The following is a 22853-nucleotide window of genomic DNA, read 5'->3' as shown; positions in this document are numbered from 1 at the left end:
GCAGGAATCCACGTAGGCCACGTACTGGATCCACGTGGACTGCGCGACCCAGTTGGGTCGCCGCCAGGAGATGCGGCGATCCGGCGCGGTCGCGCCCCGCGCGGGAGGCGGCCGACCCGCACGGTCGCGGCCGGCGTATGAGCCGCACGGAGCACGAGGTCGTCGCTAGACCTGATCTCGCATCCTCTTCCGGCGGGTTGAACCCGCCAGTTCTCCGTCAGGCGGGCCGCTGGACACGATCTAGCGGCCCGCCTGACGCGGTCTCGCGCCTGAGGGGTGAGGAGCGAGCGGCGGAGGAAGGGAGGCGTCCCATGGCCACGGCAGAGGTGCGGGCGGCAGCGGCGCGGGCGTCGGCGGCGCAGTCCGCAGAGGTGCGATCGACAGAGCGGGGCTGTGTTCAGAGCGGGGCGGAGGACGAACTGCCTCTGCGGGTCGCGGTCATCATCGGCAGTACCCGTGAGGGCCGGGAGGGCGCCGGTGTCGCGGCCTGGTTCACGGCCCTGGCGCGGAAGCGCCACGGCCTCGCGCTCGACGTCGTCGACCTGGCGGACTTCCATTTCCCTGAGCGCCTTCTTGCCCAACCACCGCCTGGAATAGCCGAGTTCACCGAACGGCTGGGGGCAGCGGAGGCTTTCATAGTGATCACGCCGGAGTACAACCGCAGCTTCCCGGCCTCGCTCAAGCAGGCGATCGACTACGGCTACGACGAATGGCACGCCAAGCCGGTGGGCTTCGTCTCCTACGGCTCCAACTCGGTGGGCATGCACGCGGTCGAACAGCTCCGCTGGGTCTTCACCGAGCTGCACACCGTCACGGTGCGGGACAGCGTGAGCTTCGACCTCCTGCGTGCGCACGACCCCGACGGCACGGGCCGGTCGGCCACCGCCATGCTCGGCCAGCTCGCCTGGTGGGGTCACGCGCTCCGGGACGCCCGGGCCGCCCGCCCGTACTGCGCCTGAGCGCCCGTCACTTCCGCATACATCAGGCCCTCCGCACCGGGCTGTGTGCCCAGCGGCATCCCCCCGCGATGAGCCCTCACGGCCCCTGACCCCTACCCCCTCCCCGGAGGGCCACGAAAGGAACGCACCATGAGTACGGCAGAGTCACCACTGGCGATCGAGACCTCGGGTCTGGTCAAAGTGTTCGGCGACAAACGCGCCGTGGACGGCATCGACCTCGCCGTTTCCACCGGCTCGGTCTACGGCGTGCTGGGGCCGAACGGCGCGGGCAAGACCACAGCGGTCAAGATGCTCGCGACCCTGCTGCGGCCCGACGCCGGCGAGGCCAGGGTCTTCGGCCACGACGTGCTCCGGGATGCGGACGCCGTCCGCTCGCGGGTGAGCCTCACCGGGCAGTACGCCTCGGTGGACGAGGACCTCACCGGTACGGAGAACCTCGTGCTGCTGGCCCGGCTGCTCGGGCACGCCAAGTCGGCGGCGAGGGAGCGCACGGGCCAACTGCTCGACGCCTTCGGCCTGTCCGATGCCGCCGACCGTCAGGTAAAGAACTACTCGGGCGGCATGCGACGGCGTATCGACATCGCGGCCAGCATCCTCAACACCCCTGATCTGCTGTTCCTGGACGAGCCGACGACCGGCCTCGACCCGCGCAGCCGCAACCAGGTCTGGGACATCGTGCGCGCCGTGGTCGCGCAAGGGACAACGGTGCTGCTGACCACGCAGTATCTGGAAGAGGCCGATCAACTGGCGGGCAGGATCGCGGTCATCGACCACGGTCGCGTCATAGCGGAGGGCACTCCGGGGCAGCTCAAGTCGTCGGTGGGGGCAGGTTCGGTGCATGTGCGGCTGCGCGATCCGGAGCAGCGGCAGGAAGCGAGTTCGCTGCTGGCCCAGCACCTTGGCACGCGGGTGCAGTTGGACAGCGACCCGTTCGCGCTCACCGCGAGGATCACGGACTCGGGCGACGAGTGCGGAGCCGCCGTCCGCGCCTCGCGTGCGCTCGGTGAGCTCGCCGAACACGGCATCACCGTGGACGACTTCGCGCTGGGCCAGCCCAGCCTGGACGAGGTCTTCCTGGCACTCACCGACTCGAACAACCAGCTCAGCAAGCAGGACACATCCGGGACGAGCCGACAGGGAGCAGCGGTATGAGTACGGTGACAAACACCTCGACGTCCATGAACGCGGACCAGGACGGAACAGACGGTGGGGTCGAGCTGCGCGAGGGAGAACTGCCTCCCGTCGCGCCGGAACAGCTCGCGGCCGTGCTGGTGGCCAAGGACAGGCCGCCGCGCCCGAGCGCGTTCTCGGTCTCCGCCACATTCGGCTGGCGGGCGATGCTGAAGATCAAGCACGTCCCGGAGCAGCTCTTCGATGTGACGCTCTTCCCGATCATGATGACGCTGATGTTCACCTATCTGTTCGGGGGCGCGCTCGCGGGGTCGACGACGGAGTATCTCCAGTTCCTGCTGCCCGGCATCATGGTGATGAGCGTGGTGATGACGACCATGTACACGGGCGTGGCGGTGAACACCGATATCGAGAAGGGTGTCTTCGACCGTTTCCGTACGCTGCCGATATGGCGTCCGGCGCCGATGGTGGGCTATCTGCTCGGTGACGCGGTGCGCTATGTGCTGGCGTCAGCGGTCATCCTCGTCGTCGGCCTGATCATGGGCTTCCGTCCGGCGGGCGGGGTGCTTGGAGTGCTGGCGGGGGTCGCGCTGCTGGTGGCGTTCTCGTTCGCCTTCTCCTGGATATGGACGATGTTCGGGCTGATGCTGCGCTCCGAGAAGTCGGTCATGGGCGTGAGCATGATGGTGCTGTTCCCGATGACCTTCCTCAGCAACATCCTGGTCGAGCCGGAGACCATGCCGGGCTGGCTCCAGGTGTTCGTCGACATCAACCCCGTCGCGCATCTGGTCGCCGCCGTCCGCGATCTGATGGCGGGGACATGGAACGGTCCCGAGATCACCTGGACGTTGATCGCCGGCGCGATCCTCATAGCCGTCTTCGGGACGCTCACGATGAGGCTGTACAACCGGAAGTGACGGCGCCGGCCTGACCGTTGTCGCACTCCGGCAGCCCGTCCGTCCTCCGCCTTCTCCCCATCCGCCCCCTCCAACCCACCCCGGTTCGACTGTCCACCGTCCGCCCCCAGCCCCTCGCCACCGGCCCGTTCACTCCGTCTCGTCAGAGGCGCCAGGTGATCGGGTCGGCGGGCTGGTAGCGGCAGGCGGCGCCGGTGGAGACCGAGTTCCGCAGGTGGACGGCGAGTTCGGGGTGGCGGCCGTCGAGCTTGCGGAGGGTGTCACGGATGCGGGCGGTGACGGTCTTGCGGGCGCGCTCGGCCTCGTCGCCGAGGCGGCGGCTGCGGCCGGCGAGACCGGCGGCGGCACGCAACTCGGCCAGCAGGGCGTCCCGTTCGCGGTCGTACGCCGCGACCTTCTCGGTCTCGCCGCGTACCGAGGCACGGTCTATTTCCACGTCGAGGGCCTCCAGGCGGCGCTTGTAGCTGGCCTTGGCCTCCTCGTCCAGGACGGGGTCCCCGCCCATGGCGTGTGCGGTGGCGATCTCTGCCCCACCTTCGGGGTTGAGGAGCCGGGGCGCAGGAATGTCGGTGCCGGGCTGGCCGAGGAGGAAGTGGAGGTCGCGGAGTCCCTTGGCGTCGGGCATATGGACGGTGCGGCCCTCGTAGCGCAGACGCCAAACGGCGCCCTCGCGGCCGAACTCGTTGGGGGCGGCGGGTGCTGAGGCTCCGGGCGAGCCGGCCTCGGGAGCGAACCCGCCCTCGGGGTCCGCCCTGTGAGCCCGATCGGGCGGCGGCTGCTCGTCCAGGGTCCTCAACGCGGGGCCGCCGCCCGCCCTCGGCACCTCGGGAGGGCCCGTGCGTGCGGACTCGGGCCCGCCGCGCAGCCCGTTGGAGCCGTACGGCCCGGTGAAGGCGAACGAGAGCACGCCTGTACCCGCGCCCGCGCGCGTGCCCGTGGTTGAGCCTGCGTCGGTGCTGGTGCCTGCGCCCACTCCTGTACCGGCACCGGCACCAGTATCGGCACCGGCACCCGTGTCCGTGCCCGGGCCCGGGTTCATGTCCTGGTCCGCGTCGGGGGCGTTCCCGGTGCGCGTGAGGTGGGGGGCGAGGGCTGCGGTGCGGGCGCGTAGGCGGCCCGAGGCGGTGACGAGGTGGCGCATGTCGAGGGAGAGGGACTCGCGTTCGACCTGTTCGGCGAGGGCGCGGGCACGGTTGATGTCGTCGGGGGTGCCGCGGGCCAGCAGGGCGGAGGCCAGACCGTTCCGGGCCTCCAGGGACCAGACGCGCAGTCTCAGCAGGTCCGCTGAGCAGCGGGCCTCCGTGAAGGCGTCCACGGCGTCGTCCCAGCGGCCCTGCGCCGCGTCGAGGTGGGCGATCCACAGGGACATGGGGCCGCCGATGTCGCAGCCGTAGAGGGAGACGGCCCACTCGTCGCGGATCGGCTCCAGGGCCTCGCGGGCGCGTTGGAGCAGTTCGGGGTCGCCGGTGGCGGCTGCGGTCTGTGCCAGCAGGCGCAGCCACATGGCGCGGACCCCGCGGGGGAACTCGTCGCCCTCGGCGAGGATCTGGTCGACGTAGGCAGTCGCCGTTCTGATGCCTTCGGCGTCGCCGCGTCGTACGGCGGTCAGGGACTCCATCAGGCGCGTCGGCGAGTGGGCTCCGACCTCCGGTCCGCCCGCGGGCCCCTCGCCTCCCCCGGTGTGCCCCGAGGAGTCCACGTGACCCGTGGGGACCATGCGTTCGGTGCGCTCGACGTCTTCGCCGTGCAGTTCGGCCAGTTCTTCGAAGCGGCCCTGGGAGAGCAGGGTCTGCCAGCGCAGCAGGCGCAGGATGAAGCGGTAGTGGGCAGGGCTGGGGGCAGGGCTTTCCTCAAGGCGGGCCACCAGCTTGCCCGCCTCCTCGAACCTGCCCCTGTGGACGGAGAGGATGCAGCGGTCGGTGTCGACCAGCAGCTCACAGCGGCGCTGACCGCTGTGCCTGGCGGTGGAGGCCATCTCGCGGAACTGGTCGAGGTAGCGGGGGTCACCCTGTTCCAGCAGCGCCACCCAGCGCAGGGAAGCGGCGACCACCTCGGCGAGCGGGTCGCCTGTGCGGTGCGCGACGATGGTCATCTCGCGGGTGAGCCCTTCGCGTTCGGCCGCCGTGCCGGGCCCCCAGATGGTGTCGTGGCGTGCCCACAGGCCGAAGCTGAGGAACTCGTCGTCGGAGTCGCCGCGTGCGAGGGCTGCGAGCCGTGCCGACAGGTCCTGCGCCAACTGGTCCAGCAGCCCTTGCGGTTCGGGCCCCGGCGTCGGCTCCTGGGGGTCGAGGCGTGCGTGTGCCTCGTGCAGCAGTCCGTCCGTCAGCGCGTCGCCGCGAGCGTGACCGCCCGCCCGGTACAGGGTGAGGGCAGCGCGTGCGAGCAGAACCGGGTTGTCGAGGGCGCGGACCCGGTCCACGGTCTCCTCGAAGACCCGCCACGCCTCGCGCCGGCGCCCGGCGCCGTACAGGTCGTCACCGAGCTTCAGGCCCAGCAGGACACGCTTGTGCGGATCGCCGCTCTCACCGCGTTCCAGGGCGCGGCGAAGGTGTCCGATCGACTCCTCGTAGGCGAAGCGTGCCCCGGCGTCGTCGGCGGCGGCCTCCAGCAGTTCGACGGCGCGCGCCGGTTCCAGGGTGCCGTCGGCGAGGTAGGCGTGGCGGGCCAGTTCGGCGGGGAGCACATGCGCGGTGAGGGTCGCTGATCTGTCGGCCGCGCACACGGCGGAGGCGTGCAGCCTGGCCGCCTCCTCGGGACCGAGCGCTTCGTAGAGCGTCTCGCGCACCAGGTCGTGTGCGAACGAGAAACGGCCGGCGCCCTCGGCCGTCACCAGCCGCGCCGCGACCGCCTGGTCGAGCAGCCTGTCGACCTGCGGAACGGGCCGGCCCTCGACCGCGGCCAGCCACTGACGGTGGAAGGAGCGGCCCAGCACGGAGGCACTGGACAGCAGTTGGGCAACGGGCCCTGGCAGGAGCGACAGGCGGCGCCGCAGCGCGTCGCGTACTCCCGGTGGGACCGCGGTGAGGGAGCCGCCGCTGTGCCACAGACGTGCGGTCTGCTCGACGAAGAAGGGGTTGCCGCCCGTGCGTTCGTGCACCTCGCGCACGAGCGCGGCGTCCGGCTCCACGCCCGTGGTGCGTTCCATGAGTGCGGCCGTCTCCTCGGGGCCCAGACCGGTGAGGGTGAGGGTGGTGGCGCGGGAGAGGAGCGGCAGCAGCAGGGGACGCAGCGGGTGGTCCGGCGTCTCCACCTCGACGTCGCGGTAGGTGCCGACGAGCAGGAGCCGCTCGAACCACGTGTGTTGGGCCGCGAATTCGAGCAGGCGCAGCGAGGCGCTGTCGGCCCAGTGCAGGTCGTCGACGACCACGACGAGCGGGCGGCTCTGCGAGACGGCGACGAGTGCGCCGGTCACCGCGTCATGCAGCCGAAAGCTGTCGGCCTCACCGTCGGCCGCCATGCCCGCCGTGTCCCCCGGGTCCGCTGTGCCGGCCGGGTCCGCCGCCCCGCCATCACTTGCCACTCCGCCGTCGTCGTACGTTCCGCCGCCGTACGTTCCGCCGCCGAGGGTGCCGCGTCCGCCGGGGCCGGCTCCCGCGTGCTCGCCGAGCAGCGCGGGCAGGCAGCCACCGCACTCCCGCTCGGCGGCAGCCCACTCCTCAGGGGTGGCGGCGCGGCGCAGGGCGCGCAGGATCTGCGTCCACGGCCAGTACCCGGGCGCGCTGTGCGAGTCCCAGCAGGAGCCGCCGATCACCAGCGCGCCCCGCCCCCTCGCCTCTTCGGCGGCGCGCATCACCAGCGAGGTCTTGCCGATCCCCGCCTCCCCCGTGACCAGCACGAGGCCGCCGTGGCTCGCCGCGGCACGGATCGCCTCGTCGCGCAGCACGGCGGCGGGGTGCTGCCGCCCGATCAGCTCAGGTCCCATACCAAGAGAGGGTAAAGGCGTCCTCTGACAGAGGGACCCGCGCCAGGATTCGCGACGGCCGCGACAGAGGCGCAGGATCGGGTACTGCGACACTTTCCCCACGCGGGCCACCTGCGCCGCGTGGGCCACCTGCTCCCTGGGGACGCATCCGCTTCCCCGCGGGCCGACCGTGACCGTACGGGAAACCCGCGACCGCGCCGAGCACAGGCGGCCGGCGGGGAACCCGTCCCGCACGGGACACAGCGCCACACCGGACGGGGCACCCCCCGCACCGGACGCGCTCGTCCCGGCCGGGGAGACCTGCCGGTGAGGAACACGGCCGGGAGGAACACGGGCGGTGAGGAACACGGGCGGACGAACCCACGTTCCTCACAGGTGACATGCGTGCACAGCAGGTGACATGCATATACACCCGCGTACTTCCGGTTCGGACGTACGCGGTGGACACAGCCGACGTTACGGAGAGGTTCACACCATGGCGACCACACGCACCGCTCACACCGTCTGGAACGGCAACCTGATGGAGGGGTCGGGCGTCGTCACCTTCGACTCCTCTGGCATCGCTGACCAGCCGGTCTCCTGGCCGGCGCGCGCCGAGCAGCCGGGTGGCAAGACCAGCCCGGAGGAGCTGATCGCGGCGGCGCACTCCAGCTGCTTCTCGATGGCGCTGTCCAACGGGCTCAACAGCGCGGGCACTCCGCCCACCAAGCTGACCACGCAGGCGGACGTGACCCTCCAGCCGGGCACCGGGATCACCGGCATCCACCTGACCGTGCGGGGCGAGGTGCCGGGCATCGACGAGGCCGGCTTCGCCTCGGCCGCCGAGGAGGCTGCCAAGAACTGCCCGGTCAGCCAGGCACTGAAGGGCACGACGATCACTCACGAGGCGAAGCTCGCCTGACCGCGCCGGAGGGACTGCCGAACGATGCCGGAACTGCCCGAGGTCGAGGCCCTGCGCGGCTTTCTTGAGGAACGGTTGACGGGCCGCACGGTCGCTCATGTGTGGCCTGTGGCTGTGAACGTCCTCAAGACCTACGATCCGCCGCCCAGTGCGCTGGAAGGGCGCGCCTTCACCGAGGTGGCCAGGCACGGCAAGTTCCTCGCCATGCGGCTGGACGACCTGTCTCTGGTCGTCCACCTCGCCAGGGCGGGCTGGCTGCGGTGGCAGGAGACACTGCCCACCACGCCGCCCCGCCCCGGCAAGGGCCCGCTCGCCTTCCGGGTCGGTCTTGAGGGTGCGGGAGGGTTCGATCTCACCGAGGCGGGCACCCAGAAGCGCCTGGCCGTCTCCGTCGTACGGGACCCCTCCGAGGTCCCCGGCATCGCCAGGCTCGGGCCCGACCCGCTCTCCCCCGCCTTCGACCGCGCCGCGTTCGCTGCGCTCCTGAAGGGGCAACGCCACCGGATCAAGGGCCTGTTGCGGGACCAGTCCGTCATCTCCGGTATCGGGAACGCCTATTCGGACGAGATCCTGCACGCCGCGAAGACGTCCCCCTTCAAGATCGCGGACGAACTGACGGAGGACGAGGTCACCGGGCTGTACGAGGCACTGACCGACACGCTCGGCTCCGCCGTCGGGAGAGCACGCGGGCTGTCGGCCGCCGAGTTGAAGGCCGGCAAGCGGCTCGGGCTGCGGGTGCACGGCCGCGCCGGAGAGACCTGCCCGGTGTGCGGGGACACGATCAGGTCGGTCTCCTTCCGCGACTCGTCCCTGGAGTACTGCCCCACCTGCCAGACGGGCGGCAAGCCCCTCGCCGACCGCCGGTTGTCCCGTCTGCTGAAATGAGGGCTCGCGCCAGTCGTCGAGCCGAGGGGTTTCCGTGACACACGACCCGGGACGGGACGGGGCCGCACACGAGCTGGGACAGGACGAGGCGGCACAAGGGCACGCGCAGAGCGAGGCGGCACACGGGGCGGGCAAGGGCAGGGCCCGCGATTTCGACGTGGTGCTGTTCGGAGCGACCGGGTTCGTGGGCGAGCTGACGGCGCTCTATCTTGCCGCGCACGCGCCGCGCGGCTGCCGGTGGGCGCTGGCGGGGCGCAGTCTGCCCAAGCTGGAGGACCTGCGTGCACGGCTGGCCGCCGCGCATCCCGGCGCGGGCGACGTACCGCTGGTCACGGCCGACGCGGGCGACATGGCCTCCGTCGCCCGGCTCGCGCCGCGCACCCGCGTGCTGGCCACCACGGTCGGCCCCTACATCCGCTACGGGACCCGGCTGGTCGCCGCGTGTGCCGATGCCGGGACGGACTACGTGGACCTCGCGGGTGAGCCCGAGTTCGTCGACCTGATGTACCTGCGCCACCACTCACGCGCCAAGGAGACAGGCGCGCGCCTCGTGCACGCGTGCGGCTACGAGTCGGTACCGCACGACCTGGGTGCACGGTTCACGGTCGAACAGCTGCCGGAGGGCGTGCCGCTGCGGGTGGCGGGCTATGTGCGTACCGATGCGATGCCCTCGGGCGGCACGCTGGCCAGCACGCTGCTCGCCTTCTCCCGCGCCGACCGTATGCGGCACGCGGCCAAGGCCCGTCGTGCGGCCGATCCCCGCCCCGCAGACCGCTCCGTACGCACTCCGCTCGACCGTGTGCACCACAACGACGAGCTGGATCTGTGGGGCGTACCGCTGCCCACCATCGACGCGCAAGTAGTGGGCCGTTCGGCCGCCGCTCTGGAGCGCTACGGGCCGCGCTTCAGCTACAGCCACTTCGCGGCCGTACACCGCCTGCCGGTCGCGCTGAGCAGGATCGCGGGCATGGGCGCGCTGTTCATCGCGGCGCAACTGCCCACGGCACGCCGCCTCCTGTCCGCGCGGCTCGCACCGCGCGAGGGCCCGGACGAGGCGCGGCGTGCACGGAGCTGGTTCTCGGTGCGGTTCGTCGGCAGGGGCGGCGGGCGCCGTGTGGTCACCGAGGTGTCGGGCGGCGACCCGGGGTACGGCGAGACGGCGAAGATGCTCGCCGAGTCCGCGCTCAGCCTCGCCTTCGACGCACTTGCCGCGACCTCGGGCCAGGTCACCCCCGCCGTGGCGATGGGTGAGGCGTTGACGGGCCGCCTCCGGAACGCGGGGGTGCGCTTCCGTGTCCTGGAGGACTCGGAGGACTCGGAGGACTCGGAGGACTCGGAGGGCTGAGGCGGCGCCTCGGCGGCGGCCTGCGGGCGCACGGCCGCCGGGCTCACAGCTTGCGCAGCACCGCCACCACGTTCTGGCCGCCGAACCCGAAGGCGTTCACCATCGCCGTGTGCACATCCGTCTTGCGCGCCGTGTGCGGCACGTAGTCGAGGTCGCACTCGGGGTCGGGGGTGTCCAGGTTGACGGTCGGGGGCACGGCGCCGTCGCGCATGGCGAGCGCCGTGACCATGGCCGACAGCGCACCCGCGGCACCGATCATGTGACCGACCATGGACTTCGGGGAGCTGACGAGGAGCCGGTCGGCGTCCTCGCCGAAGACGCTGCGCACGGCGCGCGTCTCCAGCTTGTCGTTGATACGGGTCGCGGTGCCGTGCGCGCAGATGTAATCGATGTCGCCCGGTGCCAGGTGCGCTGTGGCCAGCGCCCTGCGCATCGCGGTCTCCGCGTGGGTGCCCTCCGGATAGGGGGCGCTCACATGGAAGGCGTCGGAGGTGAGCGCGCCGCCACTGATCTCCATGTACGGGCGCGCTCCGCGCGCAGCCGCGTGCGCGGCCGACTCGACGACCATCACGACGGCGCCCTCGCCGAAGACGAACCCGTCACGGTCGGTGTCGAACGGGCGGCTGGCGCGCTCCGGTTCGTCGTTGCGGGTGGACAGCGCGCCCATGTTGCTGAGCCCCGTGAACATCACCGGTGTGATCGCCGAGTCCGTACCGCCGGCGATCACCACGTCGGCCTCGCCCGCCAGGATCGTACGGCGGGCCTCCAGCAGCGCGTGGATGCCGCTGGCGCAGGCGAGGGCCGAGGCGTTGACGGGGCCGTGTGCGCCCAGGTCGATGGCGACCTCGCACGCGGGCATGTTCGGGATGACGGACGAGACGAAGTACGGGCTGACCTTGCGCGGGTCGCTGTGCATCTGATCGGTCGCGGCCTCGATGCCGGGGAACCCCGCTACGGCGTTGTTGATCTGCACGCCGAGCCTGGCCTCGGGGTCGGAGCCGGTCTCGATGCCCGCGTCGCGCACCGCCTCGCGGGCCGCGACCACCGCGTACTGCGAGAAGCGTTCCGATCTGCGCAGCCGCTTGCGGTCGAAGTGGTCCTCCGGGACGAAGTGCTTGACCTCGGCGGCGATGCGCGTGGGCATCCCCGTGGGGTCGAAGCGGGTGATCTCTGCTACGCCGCTGTGGCCGCCGAGGAGGGCTGCCCAGGTGTCCTCCCTGTCGTTGCCGACGGGGGTGAGGGCGCCGATTCCTGTGACGACGACGGCGTTGCTGTGCTGTTGGGACACGGTTTCGCTTTCGGTTGCGGTGTGCTGTTGCTGCCCGGGGACACGCCTGAGCCGTGCGGGACCGGCTCAGGCGCTCAGCTGGTGGGCGGCGCGCAGGGCCTGGGCCGTGGCGCGTACGGCGTTGAGCCCCTCGGCGTTCTGCGCGCCGCCCACCACCTCGTAGGGGATGCCCGCGCGGTCGAGTGCGGGCATCAGCGTGCGCTCCCGTTCCTGGCCGGTGGCGAAGACGACCGCGTCGGCGGGGATCAGGCGCTCAGCGCCCTCCGCCTCGGCGACGACCACGCCTTCGGCGGTGATCTCGCGGTAGTGCACGCCGGTGATCATCTCGACACCGTGGGACCGGAGTTGGGAGAGGATCACCCACCGGGTGCTGGGGCCCATGCCGACGCCGATGCGGGCGCCCCGGCGTACGAGGGTGATGTGGTGCGGCCTGGAGGCGCCGGTGAGCAGGTGGGCGAGGTCGACGGCGATGCCTCCGCCGCCGAGGAGCACGACCCGCTCGCCCAGTTCCTCAGGGGCCGAGAACGCCTCCTGGTAGGTGAGGGTGCGCAGCCGGGTCCAGCCGGGGATGTCGGGCAGCCGGGGCTGGACGCCGGTGGCGAGGACGGCTCCGTCGAAGCCGCGCAGCAGCGGTACGTCGCCGAGGCCGAGCCGCCGTCCGAGGTGGACGCGTACGCCGAGCCGCGCCAGTTCTGCCGCGTAGTAGCGCACGGTCGCGCCGAAGTCCTCCTTTCCCGGCACTTGCCGCGCCAGCCGGAACTGGCCGCCCAGCTCGCCCGCCGCCTCGAACAGTTCGACCTCATGTCCGAGGGAGGCCAGCGCACGCGCGGCCTCCAGGCCGGCGGGGCCGCCCCCGATCACGGCGTAGGAGCGGCCGTGGCGCGCGCGCCGTTCGGGGAAGTCCAGCTCGTGTCCCGCGCGCGGGTTGACCAGGCAGGAGACGCGCTCCTCGCCGAAGGAGCGGTCGATGCAGGCTTCGTTGCAGGCCAGGCAGACGTTGACGAGTTCGGGCCGCCCCGCGCTCGACTTGGCGACCAGGTCGGGGTCGGCGAGGAAGGGACGGGCCATGGACACGTAGTCGATGCCGCCGCCGCGCAGCAGATTCTCGGCCTGCTCCAGCCTGTTGACGCGGTTGGAGGTGATCACGGGTACGTCCGGGTGGCCCGCGGCGCAGAGCGCCTTCTTGACGGCCTCGGCGTAGGGCGCCCAGCTGCCCGGTGGCACGGTGGCCTGCACGGTGGGCACGCGGGACTCGTGCCAGCCGACGCCGACGTCGAGCGCGGCCACGCCCTCTTCAGCGAGGGCCACGGCGAACGCGTCGGTCTCCTCCTGCGTGCTGCTGCCGGGCACGAGGTCGGCGCCGGAGACGCGGAACAGCACGGGGAAGTCGTCGCCGGCGGCCTCCCGTACGGCACGCAGCACCTCCAGGGGGAAGCGGCGGCGGCGCTCCGGATCGCCGCCCCAGGCGTCGGTGCGCTCGTTGGTCACCGGGGAGAGGAACTGGTTGAGCAGGTACCCCTCGGAGCCCATGATCTCCACGGCGTCGTAGCCCAGTGCGCGCGCCGTGGCGGCGCCCCGTGCGAAGTCGGCCGCCGTGCGGTGGATGTCGGCCTCGGTCATCTCGCGGGGCGTGGCCCGCGAGAAGCGGCTGTACACGGGCGAGGGGCCGACGGGAGTGTGCCCCGTCCCCGCGAGCAGCGCGTAGCGCCCGGCGTGGAAGAGCTGGAGCGCGATGCGCCCGCCCTCCTCGTGTACGGCCCCTGCGGCCCGGCGCAGCGCGGGGTGGTGCGCCGGGTCGTTGACCATGCTGTAGCCGGGACCGCCTGCCCCTTCGGGGCTGACCGCACTGCCTCCGGTGACGATGAGCCCCGCGCCGCCGCGCGCGCGTGCGGCGTAGAAGGCGGCGAGTGCTGCCCCGCCGTCGTCCAGGGTCTCCAGATTGAGGTGCATCGCGCCCATGACGACGCGGTTCGCGACCCGGAGCGAGCCGATCGCGCCGGGGCGCAGTAGGGAATCGAATCCATCGAACACGCAGTAGCTCCTCACTCGGTCCACTGCACGGTCAGCACGGGCTGTGCCGGCGGCAGGGCGGTCCGTGCCCGCCCTGCCGCCGGCCGGCTCGTCCGTACCGGCCGTGCCGTCGGACGAGCCGTCATACGGACCGTGTCGGGCGGGGTGGGAGCTGCAGCTCGGGGCCCGCGTCGGCGAAGAACGGCGGGGCTACGGCGCTGAGTCCGCCGTCCACGACGAGGGTCTGCCCTGTGAGGTACTCCGACTCCGGCGCGAGGAGGAAGGCGAGCACGTCGGCGACCTCCTGGACGGTCCCTGGACGCCCCTTGGGGATACGGTCGAGCACGGTCTGCATGTCCGGCATGCCCGGCACGTCGTAGAAGAAGTCCAGCGAGTCGGACTCGATCAGACCGCCGTTGACGGCGTTGACGTTGACCCCGTAGGGCGCGAACTCCAGCGCCATGTAGCGCACCCACGCCTCGATGGCGGCCTTCATCGCGCCGAGCGTCGCGTACGTCGGGTAGGCGCGGATGGAGCCGTAGGAGGAGAGGGTGACGATACGGCCGCCGTTGTCCATGAGCTTGAGTGCTTCTTGCGCGCCGAGCACGAAGGGGCGCAGGTTCATGGCGTAGGAGCGGTCTAGGTGGTGCGGCTTGAGGTCGACGATGTTCTTGAACGCGCTGGCAGCGGCGTTGGAGACGAACCAGTCGAGGCGTCCGCAGCGCCGCGCGACCTCGTCGAAGAGCGCGGTGATGCCCTCGGGGGTCTCCACGTCGGCCTGTACGGCGAAGCCGCTGCCGCCGACGGCCTCGATGTCGGCGACCGTCTTCTCGGCGAGGTCGGCGTTCTTCTTGTAGTTGACGACGACGGTGGCGCCGTCACGCCGGGCGAGGGTGAGTGCGAGCTGCCTGCCGATGCCGCGCGAGGAACCGGTGATGAGCGCCGTCTTGGCGTTCTGCCGCTTGTCGTCCGTCACTTGGTCTCTTCTCCTTCGGTACGCGCGGTGACTGCCGTACGCGCGGTGACTGCGGTACGCGCGGGAGCTTCGGCACTCGCGGTGCCTTCCGCGCGCAGGCGCAGCAGTTCGCGGAACACGACCGTCTTCTGGATCTCGTTGGTGCCCTCTTCGAAGCGCTGGGCACGCGCGTCGCGGTAGACGCGTTCGATGGGACTGGTCTTCCAGTAACCGAGGCCGCCGTGCACCTGCAGTGCGTTGTCGGTGACGCGGGTCAGCATGGACACGGCGGTCATCTTCGCCATGGACGAGAGCATCGAGGCGTTCTCGTCGCCCTCCTCGAAGGCGCGTGCCGCGTGCATCACGAGCTGCTTGGCCGCCTCGATGTCGGCGGCGTTTTCGGCGAGCATGAACTGCACGGCCTGCCGCTTGCTGAGCTTCTTGCCGAAGGTGAAGCGCCCCTCGGCGTAGTCGAGCGCCAACTCCTGCGCGCGCTGGGCCAGTCCGACGCAGCTCATGCCGACGGAGATACGGGACGGCGTGAGGAAGCCGCCGAGGGCCACCTCAAGTCCCTGGCCCTCCTTGCCGAGCCGGTTGGCGACGGGCACGGGGGTGCGCTCGAAACGGAGGGTGGCGTGGTCGGTCCCTGTCACACCCATGGTCTGGGAAGTGTCATCTACATGTACGCCCTCGGCGTGCCGGGGCACCAGGAGCGAGACGGTGCCCTCGTGACCGCTCGTGCCCTCGACCCGGGCAGCGAGAAGGTAGTAGTCGCAACGCACCCCGAAGGTGATCAGATGCTTGTCGCCCGTCAGGTAGTACGTGTCGCCCTCGCGGGCGACGGAGGTGGTGATGTCGGCGCCGGTACCGTTGCCTGGTTCGGTCAGCGTGAACGCGATCTTGATGTCGCCCTCGATGGCAGGGAGCACGAACTTCTTGCGCTGCTCCTCGGTGGCGAAGGGGTCCATGGCCCGCCAGATGCCGTTGACCACATGCACGATCATGCGGGTGGAGCCGTGGGAGCGGGAGAAGATCTCCATCAGGCCCATCCACTGCGTGAAGGAGAGCCCGTGGCCGCCGTATTCGCGCGGCGCCGCCATCCGCAGGAAGCCGTGCTCGCGCAGCTCGGACCACAGCTCCTCGGGCACCTGCCCGGTGGACTCGATGCGCTCGGCCCACTCCTCCCCCGGCCCCGTCACCCACGCGGTGACCTTCTCCCGCAGCCGCTCGTACTGCACGGGGCCCACTCCCTGCTCGCTCACTTGCTCGTCCCTTCCGCGCGCTGCGGGCGCAGACCGCGCGCCTTCTCCCGCAGCACGAACTTCTGGATCTTTCCGACCTCGTTGCGGGGCAGACCTCCCGCGAGGATCTCCAGGCGTTCCGGCCAGTACTGCTTGGCCACCTGGTGGGAGTCGAGGTACTTCTGCGTTTCCTCGAAACCCAGTTCTTGCCCGTCCTCAAGAACGACGAACGCGCAGGCCCGTTCACCGAGCCGCTCGTCGGGCATGGCGACGACCGCCACATCGGCGACAGCGGGGTGCTCGTGCAGCAGCTGCTCGACCTCGGCGACGGGGATCTTCTCGCCGCCCCTGTTGATGACGTCCTTGACCCGCCCGGTGATGCGCAGGAAACCGGAGGCGTCGATGGTGGCGAGGTCACCCGTGCGGTACCAGCCGTCGGGGGTCATCGCCTCGGCGGTCAGGTCGGGGCGCTCCAGATAGCCGTCGAAGAGGGTGGGCGTGCGGATCTCGTAGTTGCCCTCGGTGCCCGGCGGCAGTTCGGTGCCGCTGTCGTCGGTCACCCGCAGGCGTACGCCCGCCAGCGCGCGCCCGTCGGTGCCCCAGCGCTGCGCGGGTTCGTCGCCGGGCGCCGCGAGCGCGGCCAGGCAGGTCTCGGTGCTGCCGAAGGCGCCGAGGACGGTCGTGCCCAGGACGCGCCCCGCGCGCTCGGCGAGGCCGCGCGGCACGGTGGCTCCGGTGGCGACGAAGATCCGCAGGTCCTGCGGCGCGCGTTCGCCGTCCTCGACGGCGCGAACGAGGTCCATCAGGAAGGGCGTTGCGGCCTGGACGAAGGTGGCGCGGTGTTCGCGCAGGGACTGGAGCGCCAACTCGGTGTGCCACTCGGCCTGCACGATCTGCGGGACCCCGAGGACGAGCGCGAGCCACATCCCATAGAGGAAGCCGGTCTGGTGCGCGAGCGGGGAGGGGATCCAGATGGTGTCGGCGCCGGTGAGGCCGAGGTGGCGGATCTCCATGGAGACGGCACGGGTGAGGGCCTCGGACCGCTGGAGTACGCCCTTGGGCTCACCCGTCGTGCCGGAGGTGAACAGGAGTTGGGTGAGGTCCTGCGGACCGGGCACCCGTGCGGCGAGCCCTTCCCTGTCGACGGGGGTCCCTGCCAGGGCCGACTCCCAGTCGTGCCAGTGGAGTCGGTCGGCGGCGCCGGCAGTGGGCGGCATCTCGGCTGGCCCCGACTCGCGGGGCAGGACGACGACGTGCTCCAGCTTTCCGGTGTCGGTCGTGCCCTCGGCGACGAGCGCGGCGATCTCGGCCGCATGCCGCCTGCCCCGGAACTCGTCGGGCAGCAGCAGCACCCGGGCCCCGGAGCGGCGCAGCGTGAAGGCCGCCTCGCGCTCGCGGAAGATCGGCATGATCGGGCAGCACAGCGCCCGTACGCGCAGGCAGGCGAGCGCGATGGCGGTGAACTCGGCCCGGTTGGGCAGTTGGAAGGCGACGGCCTCGCCGGGCTGGACGCCGAGCCGCAGCAGCAGCGAGGCGATGTGCTCGCTGCGCTCGTGCAGCGCGGACCAGGTGAGAGTGGTACTGCCGGAGGCGCGTACGTCGACGAGCGCTGTGCCCTCCGGGTCGGACTCGGCGCGGCGGGCGACGAGTTCGGGCAGCGTGTGCTTGGCGGCCTCGTCGGGGCGTGACACATCGGGCTGCGCCCCGGGCTTGTGCGCCGAGCGTCTGCCGCCTTCGACTGACATGGGAATACCGAGGGTGTTCATGGACTCCAGGAACGTCGGATACGAGATCCGGTAGGCGTTCGGGTAGGTGAGGGTGGAGCAGCCGGAGGCGCGGGAGGCCGCCACTGCCAGGGACATCAGCACACGGTGGTCGTTGAAGGAGGACAGGCGTGCGCCGACCAGTCGCTTGTCGCCGCCGTTCACCCGCAATGTCTCGCCGTCCAGCTCCAGTTCGGCTCCCATCGAGTTGAGCTGGAGCATCGCGGCGGCACGGTCGGACTCCTTGAGCCGGGTGTGCGCGACGTGCCGGAAGACGGTCTCGCCCTGCGCGAAGGTGCCGAGCGTGGAGAGGATCGGCAGCATGTCGGGCACCTCGCGGCAGTCCACCTCGACGCCCTTGAGGTCCACGCCGTCGTGCCGGATGCGCACGCCGCGCCCGGCCTCGTCCAGTTCCATGGGAATGCCCATGGACTGCGCGATGTCCAGGAAGTGTGCCTCGGGGTGGTCGGCGGGACTGCCGTGCAGCTTGTTCATGCCGCGCAGCAGCACGTCCGAGGGGTGCAGCGCGGCTGCCGCGATGCCGAAGGCCGCCGAGCCGATGTCGGGCGGCATGGTCAGATCGGCGGGGGCCGCCCGCTGTCCGCCCTCGATCTCGAAGCGCCGCCAGTCCCCCGAGACGGTCACAGCCAGCCCGAACTGGCGCATCATGGCGACGGTCAGCTCCAGGTAGGGCTGTTCGTTCAGCTCACCCTCGACCTCGATGACCGTGGGCCCCGTCGCGAACGGTGCGAGCAGGATGAGCCCCGAGATCCACTGCGAGAGCGTGCCGGCGATACGGACATGGCCGCCCGTGGGGCGCTTGTTGCGCACATGGATGGGCGGGCAGTCGTCAGCCGAGTCCAGCTCGACACCCATGCCGCGCAGCGCGTCGAGAAGGGGGCCGACGGGCCGCCGCTTGAAGTACTTCTGGCCCGTCACGGACACGGGCCGCTCGGCCAGCGACGCGAGGCCGATCATGAAGTAGAGCGTCGTGCCGGAGCTGCCGGCCGAGACGGCCGAACGGCGGGGCCTGTAGGGGCCTCCGTGGACGACGAACGCGTCCCCGTCCACCTCGATCCGGGTGCCGAGCCCGCGCAGGAGCCCGACCGTGTACTGGACATGGCGGGCGTCGGACAGCCCGCGCACGACGCTGGTGCCCTCGGCGAGCGAGGCGAGGATGAGCGCGCGGTGCGCGTGATATTTGGAGTTGGGGACGAGGACCTCGCCGCTCAGTGGCTGGCGTGTTCCTTTGACAAGAAGGTGCATCAGTTGTGCTTCCCATACCCGGAGTTACGGCACGTCCGGCGTGCCTTGGGCGGATGAAGGACGTGGTGTGACGTGATGTGACGTGGGTGTTCGAGAGCGCGGCGCTCCGGGATGTGCGGGGCTGGCCCGTGCCGGTGCCGATCCTGACGACCGGCCCGGCACTACGCGCGGAGCCGTGCCGACCACCCCCCGACCCGTCCCGCGCGACTCCTCCTCACGGAGTAGCGCGAGGGGAGCGCGCGCGCGTCGCCGCCCCGGCGCGTGGTGCACAGCGGCGGGCGGAGAGAACGGGGCAGGGCAGGGCAGGGCGCCGGGAGGGGGGAACCGCGGGGGAGCCGGGCGCGCGCTCGCCGGTCTATCCGGTGGAGGGCCTGGCGGGCCTGACGTGAGGCGCGGTGGCGCCCCGCGTGGGGGTGCGGAGAAGGGCCCTCATCCGAGGGGACCCGCAAAGGCTGCTGTCGCGGCGCGTGGTCGTGGCAGGAGTCCCGTAACGGGCGTCCCGGATGACGAGCCCGATGCTGGCGCCGACGGGAAGTTCCCGGTCGCGCACGGTTCGGTCGTGCTCAGTCATGACGTCAGGTATATCAGGTGTAGGCGGCACCTAAGTGAACAGGGGGTCATATGCTGGCCTGACGAACCGTCATGCCACTGCGGCTCGCGCGGCGCCCGCCCCGGGGCAACCGGCCCTGGCGTGCCCGTTGCGCGACACCCGGTACCGGCGCCGGCGTGCCCGGTGCGCAGCGCCCGGTACCGCCGCCCGCATCCGGGGCCCCGCATCCGGCGTCCCGCCGGTCAGACGCGTGGGGAGGGCGGCGTTGCCGCTGGGGGCGTTCGTATGCTCGACGGCGTGGCATACGACGCGCGTGTGTCCGCGATCTCCGAGGCTGTAGGAGCACCGTGACGAATCCCTCCGCCGGGGGCCGCCCGGCCGCCGCGCACATCTATGTACCCCGCACGCTCACCGATGCCGCCATGCGCGAGGTCAGGGCGCTGGGGCGGCCCGTCGTCGAGGGAGGCGAGGAACCGCCCGGTCGTGCGGAACTGCTCCGGGACGCGGCGGGTGCCGAGGCGGTGGTGTGCACGCTGACCGAGCGGATCGACGAGGAGTTCCTCGACGCTGCGGGCCCGCGGCTACGGATCGTGGCCAACACGGCCGTCGGGTACGACAACGTCGACATGGCCGCTGCCACGGCGCGTGGCGTACGCGTCAGCAACACCCCGGGCGTGCTGGACGGGGCAACGGCGGACCTCACCATGGCGCTGATGCTCTCCGCAGCGCGGCGCGTACCGGAGGGCGACCGTTTCCTGCGCGAGCGCACCCCGTGGGTGTGGGGGCCGCGCATGCTGCTCGGGCTCGATCTGAGTGCGGGCGGCACCACGCTGGGCGTCGTCGGCTACGGCCGGATCGGGCGGGCCGTGGCGCGGCGCGCACGTGCCTTCGACATGAACGTCCTCGCGGCACCCACCCGTTCACACCCCGAGGGCAGCGTGGACGAGGACGGCACGGCCTTCGTCGCGCTGGACGCGCTGCTGGAGCGCGCCGATGTGGTGAGCCTGCACTGCCCGCTCACCGACGAGACGCGCGGCCTCATCGACGAGGCGGCGCTCGCCCGCATGCGGCCTCACGCGGTGCTGGTCAACACGGCACGCGGCGGCATCGTCGACGAGAAGGCGCTCGTCGCCGCGCTGCGCTCCGGCACGATCGGCGCCGCCGCGCTCGACGTCTTCGAGGGCGAGCCCGCACTCGACCCGGCGCTCCTGGAAGCCCCCAACCTCCTCCTCACCCCGCACATCGGCAGCGCGGGCCACAGGACCCGGGACCGTATGGGGCTCCTGGCGGTGCAGAACGCGGCTGCCGTTCTCGCGGGCGAGGAGCCGCCCACGCCGGTCAACCAGCTCTCTCAGACCGCCTCGACGTAGACCCAGGCACCGTCGTGGCGGGTGAAGCGGCTGTGTTCGTACTGGGAGTCCGGGGTGCCTCCGGGCGCGGTGAAGTGGGCACGGAAGGTGACCGTGCCCTCGGTGTGGAACGCGCTGCCGCCCGTCGTGGCGAGGATGTCGAGGCCCGTCCAGCGCGGCCCTTCCGCGAGGTCCAGTTCGCGGGGCCTGGTGTCCGGGTGCCACGTACCCAGGAGGTAGGCCGTGTCGCGCACGGCGAAGGCGGCATAGCGCGAGCGCATCAGCCGCTCGGCCGTGGGGGCAGCGGCCTCTCCTGCGTGGAACCGTCCGCAGCACTCTCCGTAGCCGGCGGTGAGTCCGCAGGGGCAGGGTGCCTGCGGGTCGGTGGCACGGCGGGGTGCCGGGTTCCCGCCGGCGCGGCGGGTGGTCTTACGTCGGGACATGGGTCCATGGTGCAGGACCGCCGCCGCCCCCTGACGGCCCACCTGCCCTCCGTACGGAAGCGGCGCGGGGCGCGGGCCGCCGCACCCGCTGCCGCACCCGCCGTCACACCGGCTGCCGCATCGGCCGCCGCGCGGTAGTCGGAGTCGCGCAGCAGCAGACAGTCAGCGGCGATCATGACGAGGCTGGAGTGCAGCAGGCCGGCCAGTGGCACGATGCCCAGGTGCATGGCCGTGGCGCCCAGCGCCGTCGCCTGCCGTACGCCGCGGTGGCCGCTCGCGGCGAGCACGGGGAAGGCCACCTGCAGACCGACCGTCGCATAGGTGACGAGGACGGTGATCCACACCACCGAGGCCAGTCCCGTCATGAGCGCGACGGGCGGTGCCTCCAGTGAGCGCACCACGTAGTAGAACGCCGTTCCGTCGCGCCAGCGGGGCCCGAGCAGCTTCCACAGACCGGCGAAGAAGTAGACGGCGCAGACCTGGAACACCATGAGGAACACGGCGCAGTTGTGCACCGCGTTCCTGAAGACGTTCCAGCTCCCGCGGCAGGCGCGTGCTCTGAGGCGGGCCCGGCGCGCGGAGGCCCAGGGGCTCAGATACGCGTCGCAGGTGGCGAAGAGCAGGAACAGCAGCAGCAAGCGGGCCAGCACGTGCCCGTGGTCCAGTACCTGTCCGCCCCGCAGCTGGACCGACCACAGGAACACCCCGTGCAGCAGGGTGAGCGCCCGGCCGCCGCACACGCAGAACGCGGCGGCGACCAGGATGCCCAGATGGTGCACGGTCTCGAAGTACGCGGGCGACCCGCCCCACGCGTACACCGAGGTGCTCCACAGCGGCACCGTCCCGCGGAAGGTGTCGAGGGGTACATACCCCTCGGGCCCCCACAGCAGATGGCGGCGCCCGTACTCGGTGACGTAGAACTCCAGGGCAGCGAGGCCCAGTACGAGGCGCAGCGCCGCCAGTCCGACGAGGCGATGACGCCGCGCGGCGAACCGGAACGACAGCGCCCGCACTCCCCCCGCCGCCCGTGCGCACTCCACCGCGCGTACGCCTTCCACCGCGCGTGCGCCTTTCGGCGCGCGTACGCCCTTCGCCCCGTTCGCTGCGGTCACCGCGCTGCCACCGGGACGTACGCGTGCCAGCCGGTGTCGTGCATGTCGTGTACGGCTGCCGGTGGTTCGGCCGCGGGTGGCTGCCCCGTATGCCGCTCCTCGAAGGGAGGCACCTCCCGGATGCGCAGGCGGACCCGTACGGCCTCGATGCGCCGCGTGTCCCCGGCCCGGTCCCGGGCCAGTTCGCGCGCGTGCGCGGAGAAGTAGCGGTCCCACATCGGTGCCGAGGGTGTCCTGGCACCCGGGGAGACGAAGTCGTCCCTGCACTTGGTGCGGAGCATCCGGAGCGATGTGTCCTCGTCGGGATCCGTGCCCGGACGGGCGCCGAGCGCGTATTCGACGAAGCAGTTGAGCATATGGCCCTCCTTGCTCTGGTGGAGCAGGCGTGCGCCGCCCGAGGGGTGGGTCTCCTCGGTCAGGTCCCACTCCCGCGTGTCGGGTTCGCCCTGCCGGTGTGCGAAGCGGGCGCGCAGCTCGACCTCCCAGGTGCCCTCGGGCACCTGGGGGCCGAAGAGATTCCAGCTCTGGCTGTACCAGGAGCCGAAGACCGCGTCCGCCCTCTTCACCAGCGCCGAACGCAACGGTGAGGGCGGCGCGTTGAAGAGCAGACACACCGAACACATGACCGTGACGACAGCGACGAGCGGCACCCATACGAGGAGTAACCGCTTGGTGTCGGGCGCTTCCTGGCCCCTTTTCTCGGCATCCCTGCCGGTCGTTCGCCACATGGCCGCATTCATGGTCGGGCCCGGGGGGTGTGACACCGGGACCCCCGCAAGATCACTCATTGCGGCGAATCGCCCCTGGCACGCGCAT

At 71.6% G+C, this 22853-nt stretch carries 15 protein-coding genes and 1 pseudogene; 7 read left to right on the top strand and 9 right to left on the bottom strand.

Annotated features, from left to right (window positions below; all coding sequences use genetic code 11):
• The first annotated feature begins 311 nt into the window (after positions 1-311).
• The 3 genes from NMN56_RS03550 to NMN56_RS03540 all read left to right on the top strand — a co-directional run bounded on the left by NMN56_RS03550 (position 312) and on the right by NMN56_RS03540 (position 3007).
• Positions 312-959 (top strand): NADPH-dependent FMN reductase, encoded by a 648-nt coding sequence (locus tag NMN56_RS03550; RefSeq protein ID WP_274042252.1) that lies wholly within the window; start codon positions 312-314, stop codon positions 957-959.
• A 129-nt stretch (positions 960-1088) separates the two neighbouring features.
• Positions 1089-2111 (top strand): ATP-binding cassette domain-containing protein, encoded by a 1023-nt coding sequence (locus tag NMN56_RS03545; protein ID WP_274042251.1) that lies wholly within the window; start codon positions 1089-1091, stop codon positions 2109-2111.
• A 26-nt stretch (positions 2112-2137) separates the two neighbouring features.
• A complete protein-coding gene (locus NMN56_RS03540) occupies positions 2138-3007 on the top strand; it encodes an ABC transporter permease (RefSeq protein ID WP_274042300.1) in 870 nt (289 codons plus the stop codon).
• A 142-nt stretch (positions 3008-3149) separates the two neighbouring features.
• Here NMN56_RS03540 and NMN56_RS43200 read toward each other — a convergent pair whose 3' ends face one another.
• Together NMN56_RS43200 and NMN56_RS43195 are read right to left on the bottom strand one after the other, a co-directional pair.
• Positions 3150-4625 carry a hypothetical protein gene (locus NMN56_RS43200; protein WP_430542455.1) on the bottom strand — a complete coding sequence of 492 codons (1476 nt, stop codon included), beginning with the start codon at positions 4623-4625 and terminating at the stop codon, positions 3150-3152.
• A 1665-nt stretch (positions 4626-6290) separates the two neighbouring features.
• Positions 6291-6929, bottom strand: a pseudogene (locus NMN56_RS43195) (ATP-binding protein); the annotation flags it as partial.
• Positions 6930-7404: 475 nt separating this feature from the next.
• On the opposite strand from NMN56_RS43195, the gene NMN56_RS03530 reads away from it, so the two are divergent.
• From NMN56_RS03530 to NMN56_RS03520, 3 genes are all read left to right on the top strand, one after another.
• Positions 7405-7830, top strand: a complete 426-nt coding sequence (locus tag NMN56_RS03530; protein WP_274042249.1) for an OsmC family protein — start codon at positions 7405-7407, stop codon at positions 7828-7830.
• 24 nt (positions 7831-7854) lie between these two features.
• Positions 7855-8715 (top strand): Fpg/Nei family DNA glycosylase, encoded by an 861-nt coding sequence (locus tag NMN56_RS03525; protein ID WP_274042248.1) that lies wholly within the window; start codon positions 7855-7857, stop codon positions 8713-8715.
• Positions 8716-8872: 157 nt separating this feature from the next.
• Positions 8873-10060: a saccharopine dehydrogenase family protein gene (locus tag NMN56_RS03520; protein ID WP_274042299.1), complete on the top strand. Its 1188-nt coding sequence runs from the start codon at positions 8873-8875 to the stop codon at positions 10058-10060.
• Between the two features lie 43 nt (positions 10061-10103).
• Here NMN56_RS03520 and fabF read toward each other — a convergent pair whose 3' ends face one another.
• The 5 genes from fabF to aroA form a co-directional block, all read right to left on the bottom strand.
• On the bottom strand, positions 10104-11348 hold the full coding sequence (fabF, locus tag NMN56_RS03515) for a beta-ketoacyl-ACP synthase II (protein ID WP_274042247.1): 1245 nt from the start codon (positions 11346-11348) through the stop codon (positions 10104-10106).
• A 66-nt stretch (positions 11349-11414) separates the two neighbouring features.
• Positions 11415-13379: an oxidoreductase gene (locus NMN56_RS03510; RefSeq protein ID WP_274042245.1), complete on the bottom strand. Its 1965-nt coding sequence runs from the start codon at positions 13377-13379 to the stop codon at positions 11415-11417.
• Positions 13380-13500: 121 nt separating this feature from the next.
• On the bottom strand, positions 13501-14334 hold the full coding sequence (chcA, locus tag NMN56_RS03505) for a 1-cyclohexenylcarbonyl-CoA reductase (protein ID WP_274042244.1): 834 nt from the start codon (positions 14332-14334) through the stop codon (positions 13501-13503).
• Positions 14331-15575, bottom strand: coding sequence for an acyl-CoA dehydrogenase family protein (locus tag NMN56_RS03500; RefSeq protein WP_274042243.1), 1245 nt, complete (start codon positions 15573-15575; stop codon positions 14331-14333). The genes chcA and NMN56_RS03500 overlap by 4 nt, the downstream gene beginning before the upstream one ends.
• Positions 15572-18583, bottom strand: a complete 3012-nt coding sequence (gene aroA, locus NMN56_RS03495; protein WP_274042242.1) for a 3-phosphoshikimate 1-carboxyvinyltransferase — start codon at positions 18581-18583, stop codon at positions 15572-15574. Before aroA ends, NMN56_RS03500 begins: the two co-directional genes overlap by 4 nt.
• 897 nt (positions 18584-19480) lie before the next feature.
• On the opposite strand from aroA, the gene NMN56_RS03490 reads away from it, so the two are divergent.
• Complete coding sequence (locus NMN56_RS03490) at positions 19481-20503, top strand: 2-hydroxyacid dehydrogenase (RefSeq protein WP_274042241.1); 1023 nt, start codon at positions 19481-19483, stop codon at positions 20501-20503.
• On the opposite strand, the gene NMN56_RS03485 is transcribed toward NMN56_RS03490, so the two are convergent.
• Positions 20485-20925, bottom strand: a complete 441-nt coding sequence (locus tag NMN56_RS03485) for a YchJ family protein (RefSeq protein ID WP_274042240.1) — start codon at positions 20923-20925, stop codon at positions 20485-20487. The genes NMN56_RS03490 and NMN56_RS03485 overlap by 19 nt on opposite strands.
• Before the next feature lie 1108 nt (positions 20926-22033).
• Positions 22034-22765: a DUF5819 family protein gene (locus NMN56_RS03480; RefSeq protein WP_274042239.1), complete on the bottom strand. Its 732-nt coding sequence runs from the start codon at positions 22763-22765 to the stop codon at positions 22034-22036.
• Positions 22766-22853 lie beyond the last annotated feature (88 nt).

Origin of the sequence: Streptomyces iconiensis, from assembly GCF_028657195.3 — a bacterium.
Taxonomy (GTDB): domain Bacteria; phylum Actinomycetota; class Actinomycetes; order Streptomycetales; family Streptomycetaceae; genus Streptomyces; species Streptomyces iconiensis.
Note: the sequence above shows the minus strand (reverse complement) of the source record. Positions and strands in the feature narration are given on the sequence as shown.

Coding starts and splice junctions, on each gene's coding strand:
- NMN56_RS03550 (WP_274042252.1), top strand. CDS start 312: ATGGCCACGGCAGAGGTGCGGGCGGCAGCGGCGCGGGCGTCGGCGGCG.
- NMN56_RS03485 (WP_274042240.1), bottom strand. CDS start 20,925: ATGTCCCGACGTAAGACCACCCGCCGCGCCGGCGGGAACCCGGCACCC.
- NMN56_RS03530 (WP_274042249.1), top strand. CDS start 7,405: ATGGCGACCACACGCACCGCTCACACCGTCTGGAACGGCAACCTGATG.
- NMN56_RS03525 (WP_274042248.1), top strand. CDS start 7,855: ATGCCGGAACTGCCCGAGGTCGAGGCCCTGCGCGGCTTTCTTGAGGAA.
- NMN56_RS03540 (WP_274042300.1), top strand. CDS start 2,138: ATGAACGCGGACCAGGACGGAACAGACGGTGGGGTCGAGCTGCGCGAG.
- NMN56_RS03480 (WP_274042239.1), bottom strand. CDS start 22,765: ATGTGGCGAACGACCGGCAGGGATGCCGAGAAAAGGGGCCAGGAAGCG.
- aroA (WP_274042242.1), bottom strand. CDS start 18,583: ATGCACCTTCTTGTCAAAGGAACACGCCAGCCACTGAGCGGCGAGGTC.
- NMN56_RS03545 (WP_274042251.1), top strand. CDS start 1,089: ATGAGTACGGCAGAGTCACCACTGGCGATCGAGACCTCGGGTCTGGTC.
- NMN56_RS43200 (WP_430542455.1), bottom strand. CDS start 4,625: ATGGAGTCCCTGACCGCCGTACGACGCGGCGACGCCGAAGGCATCAGA.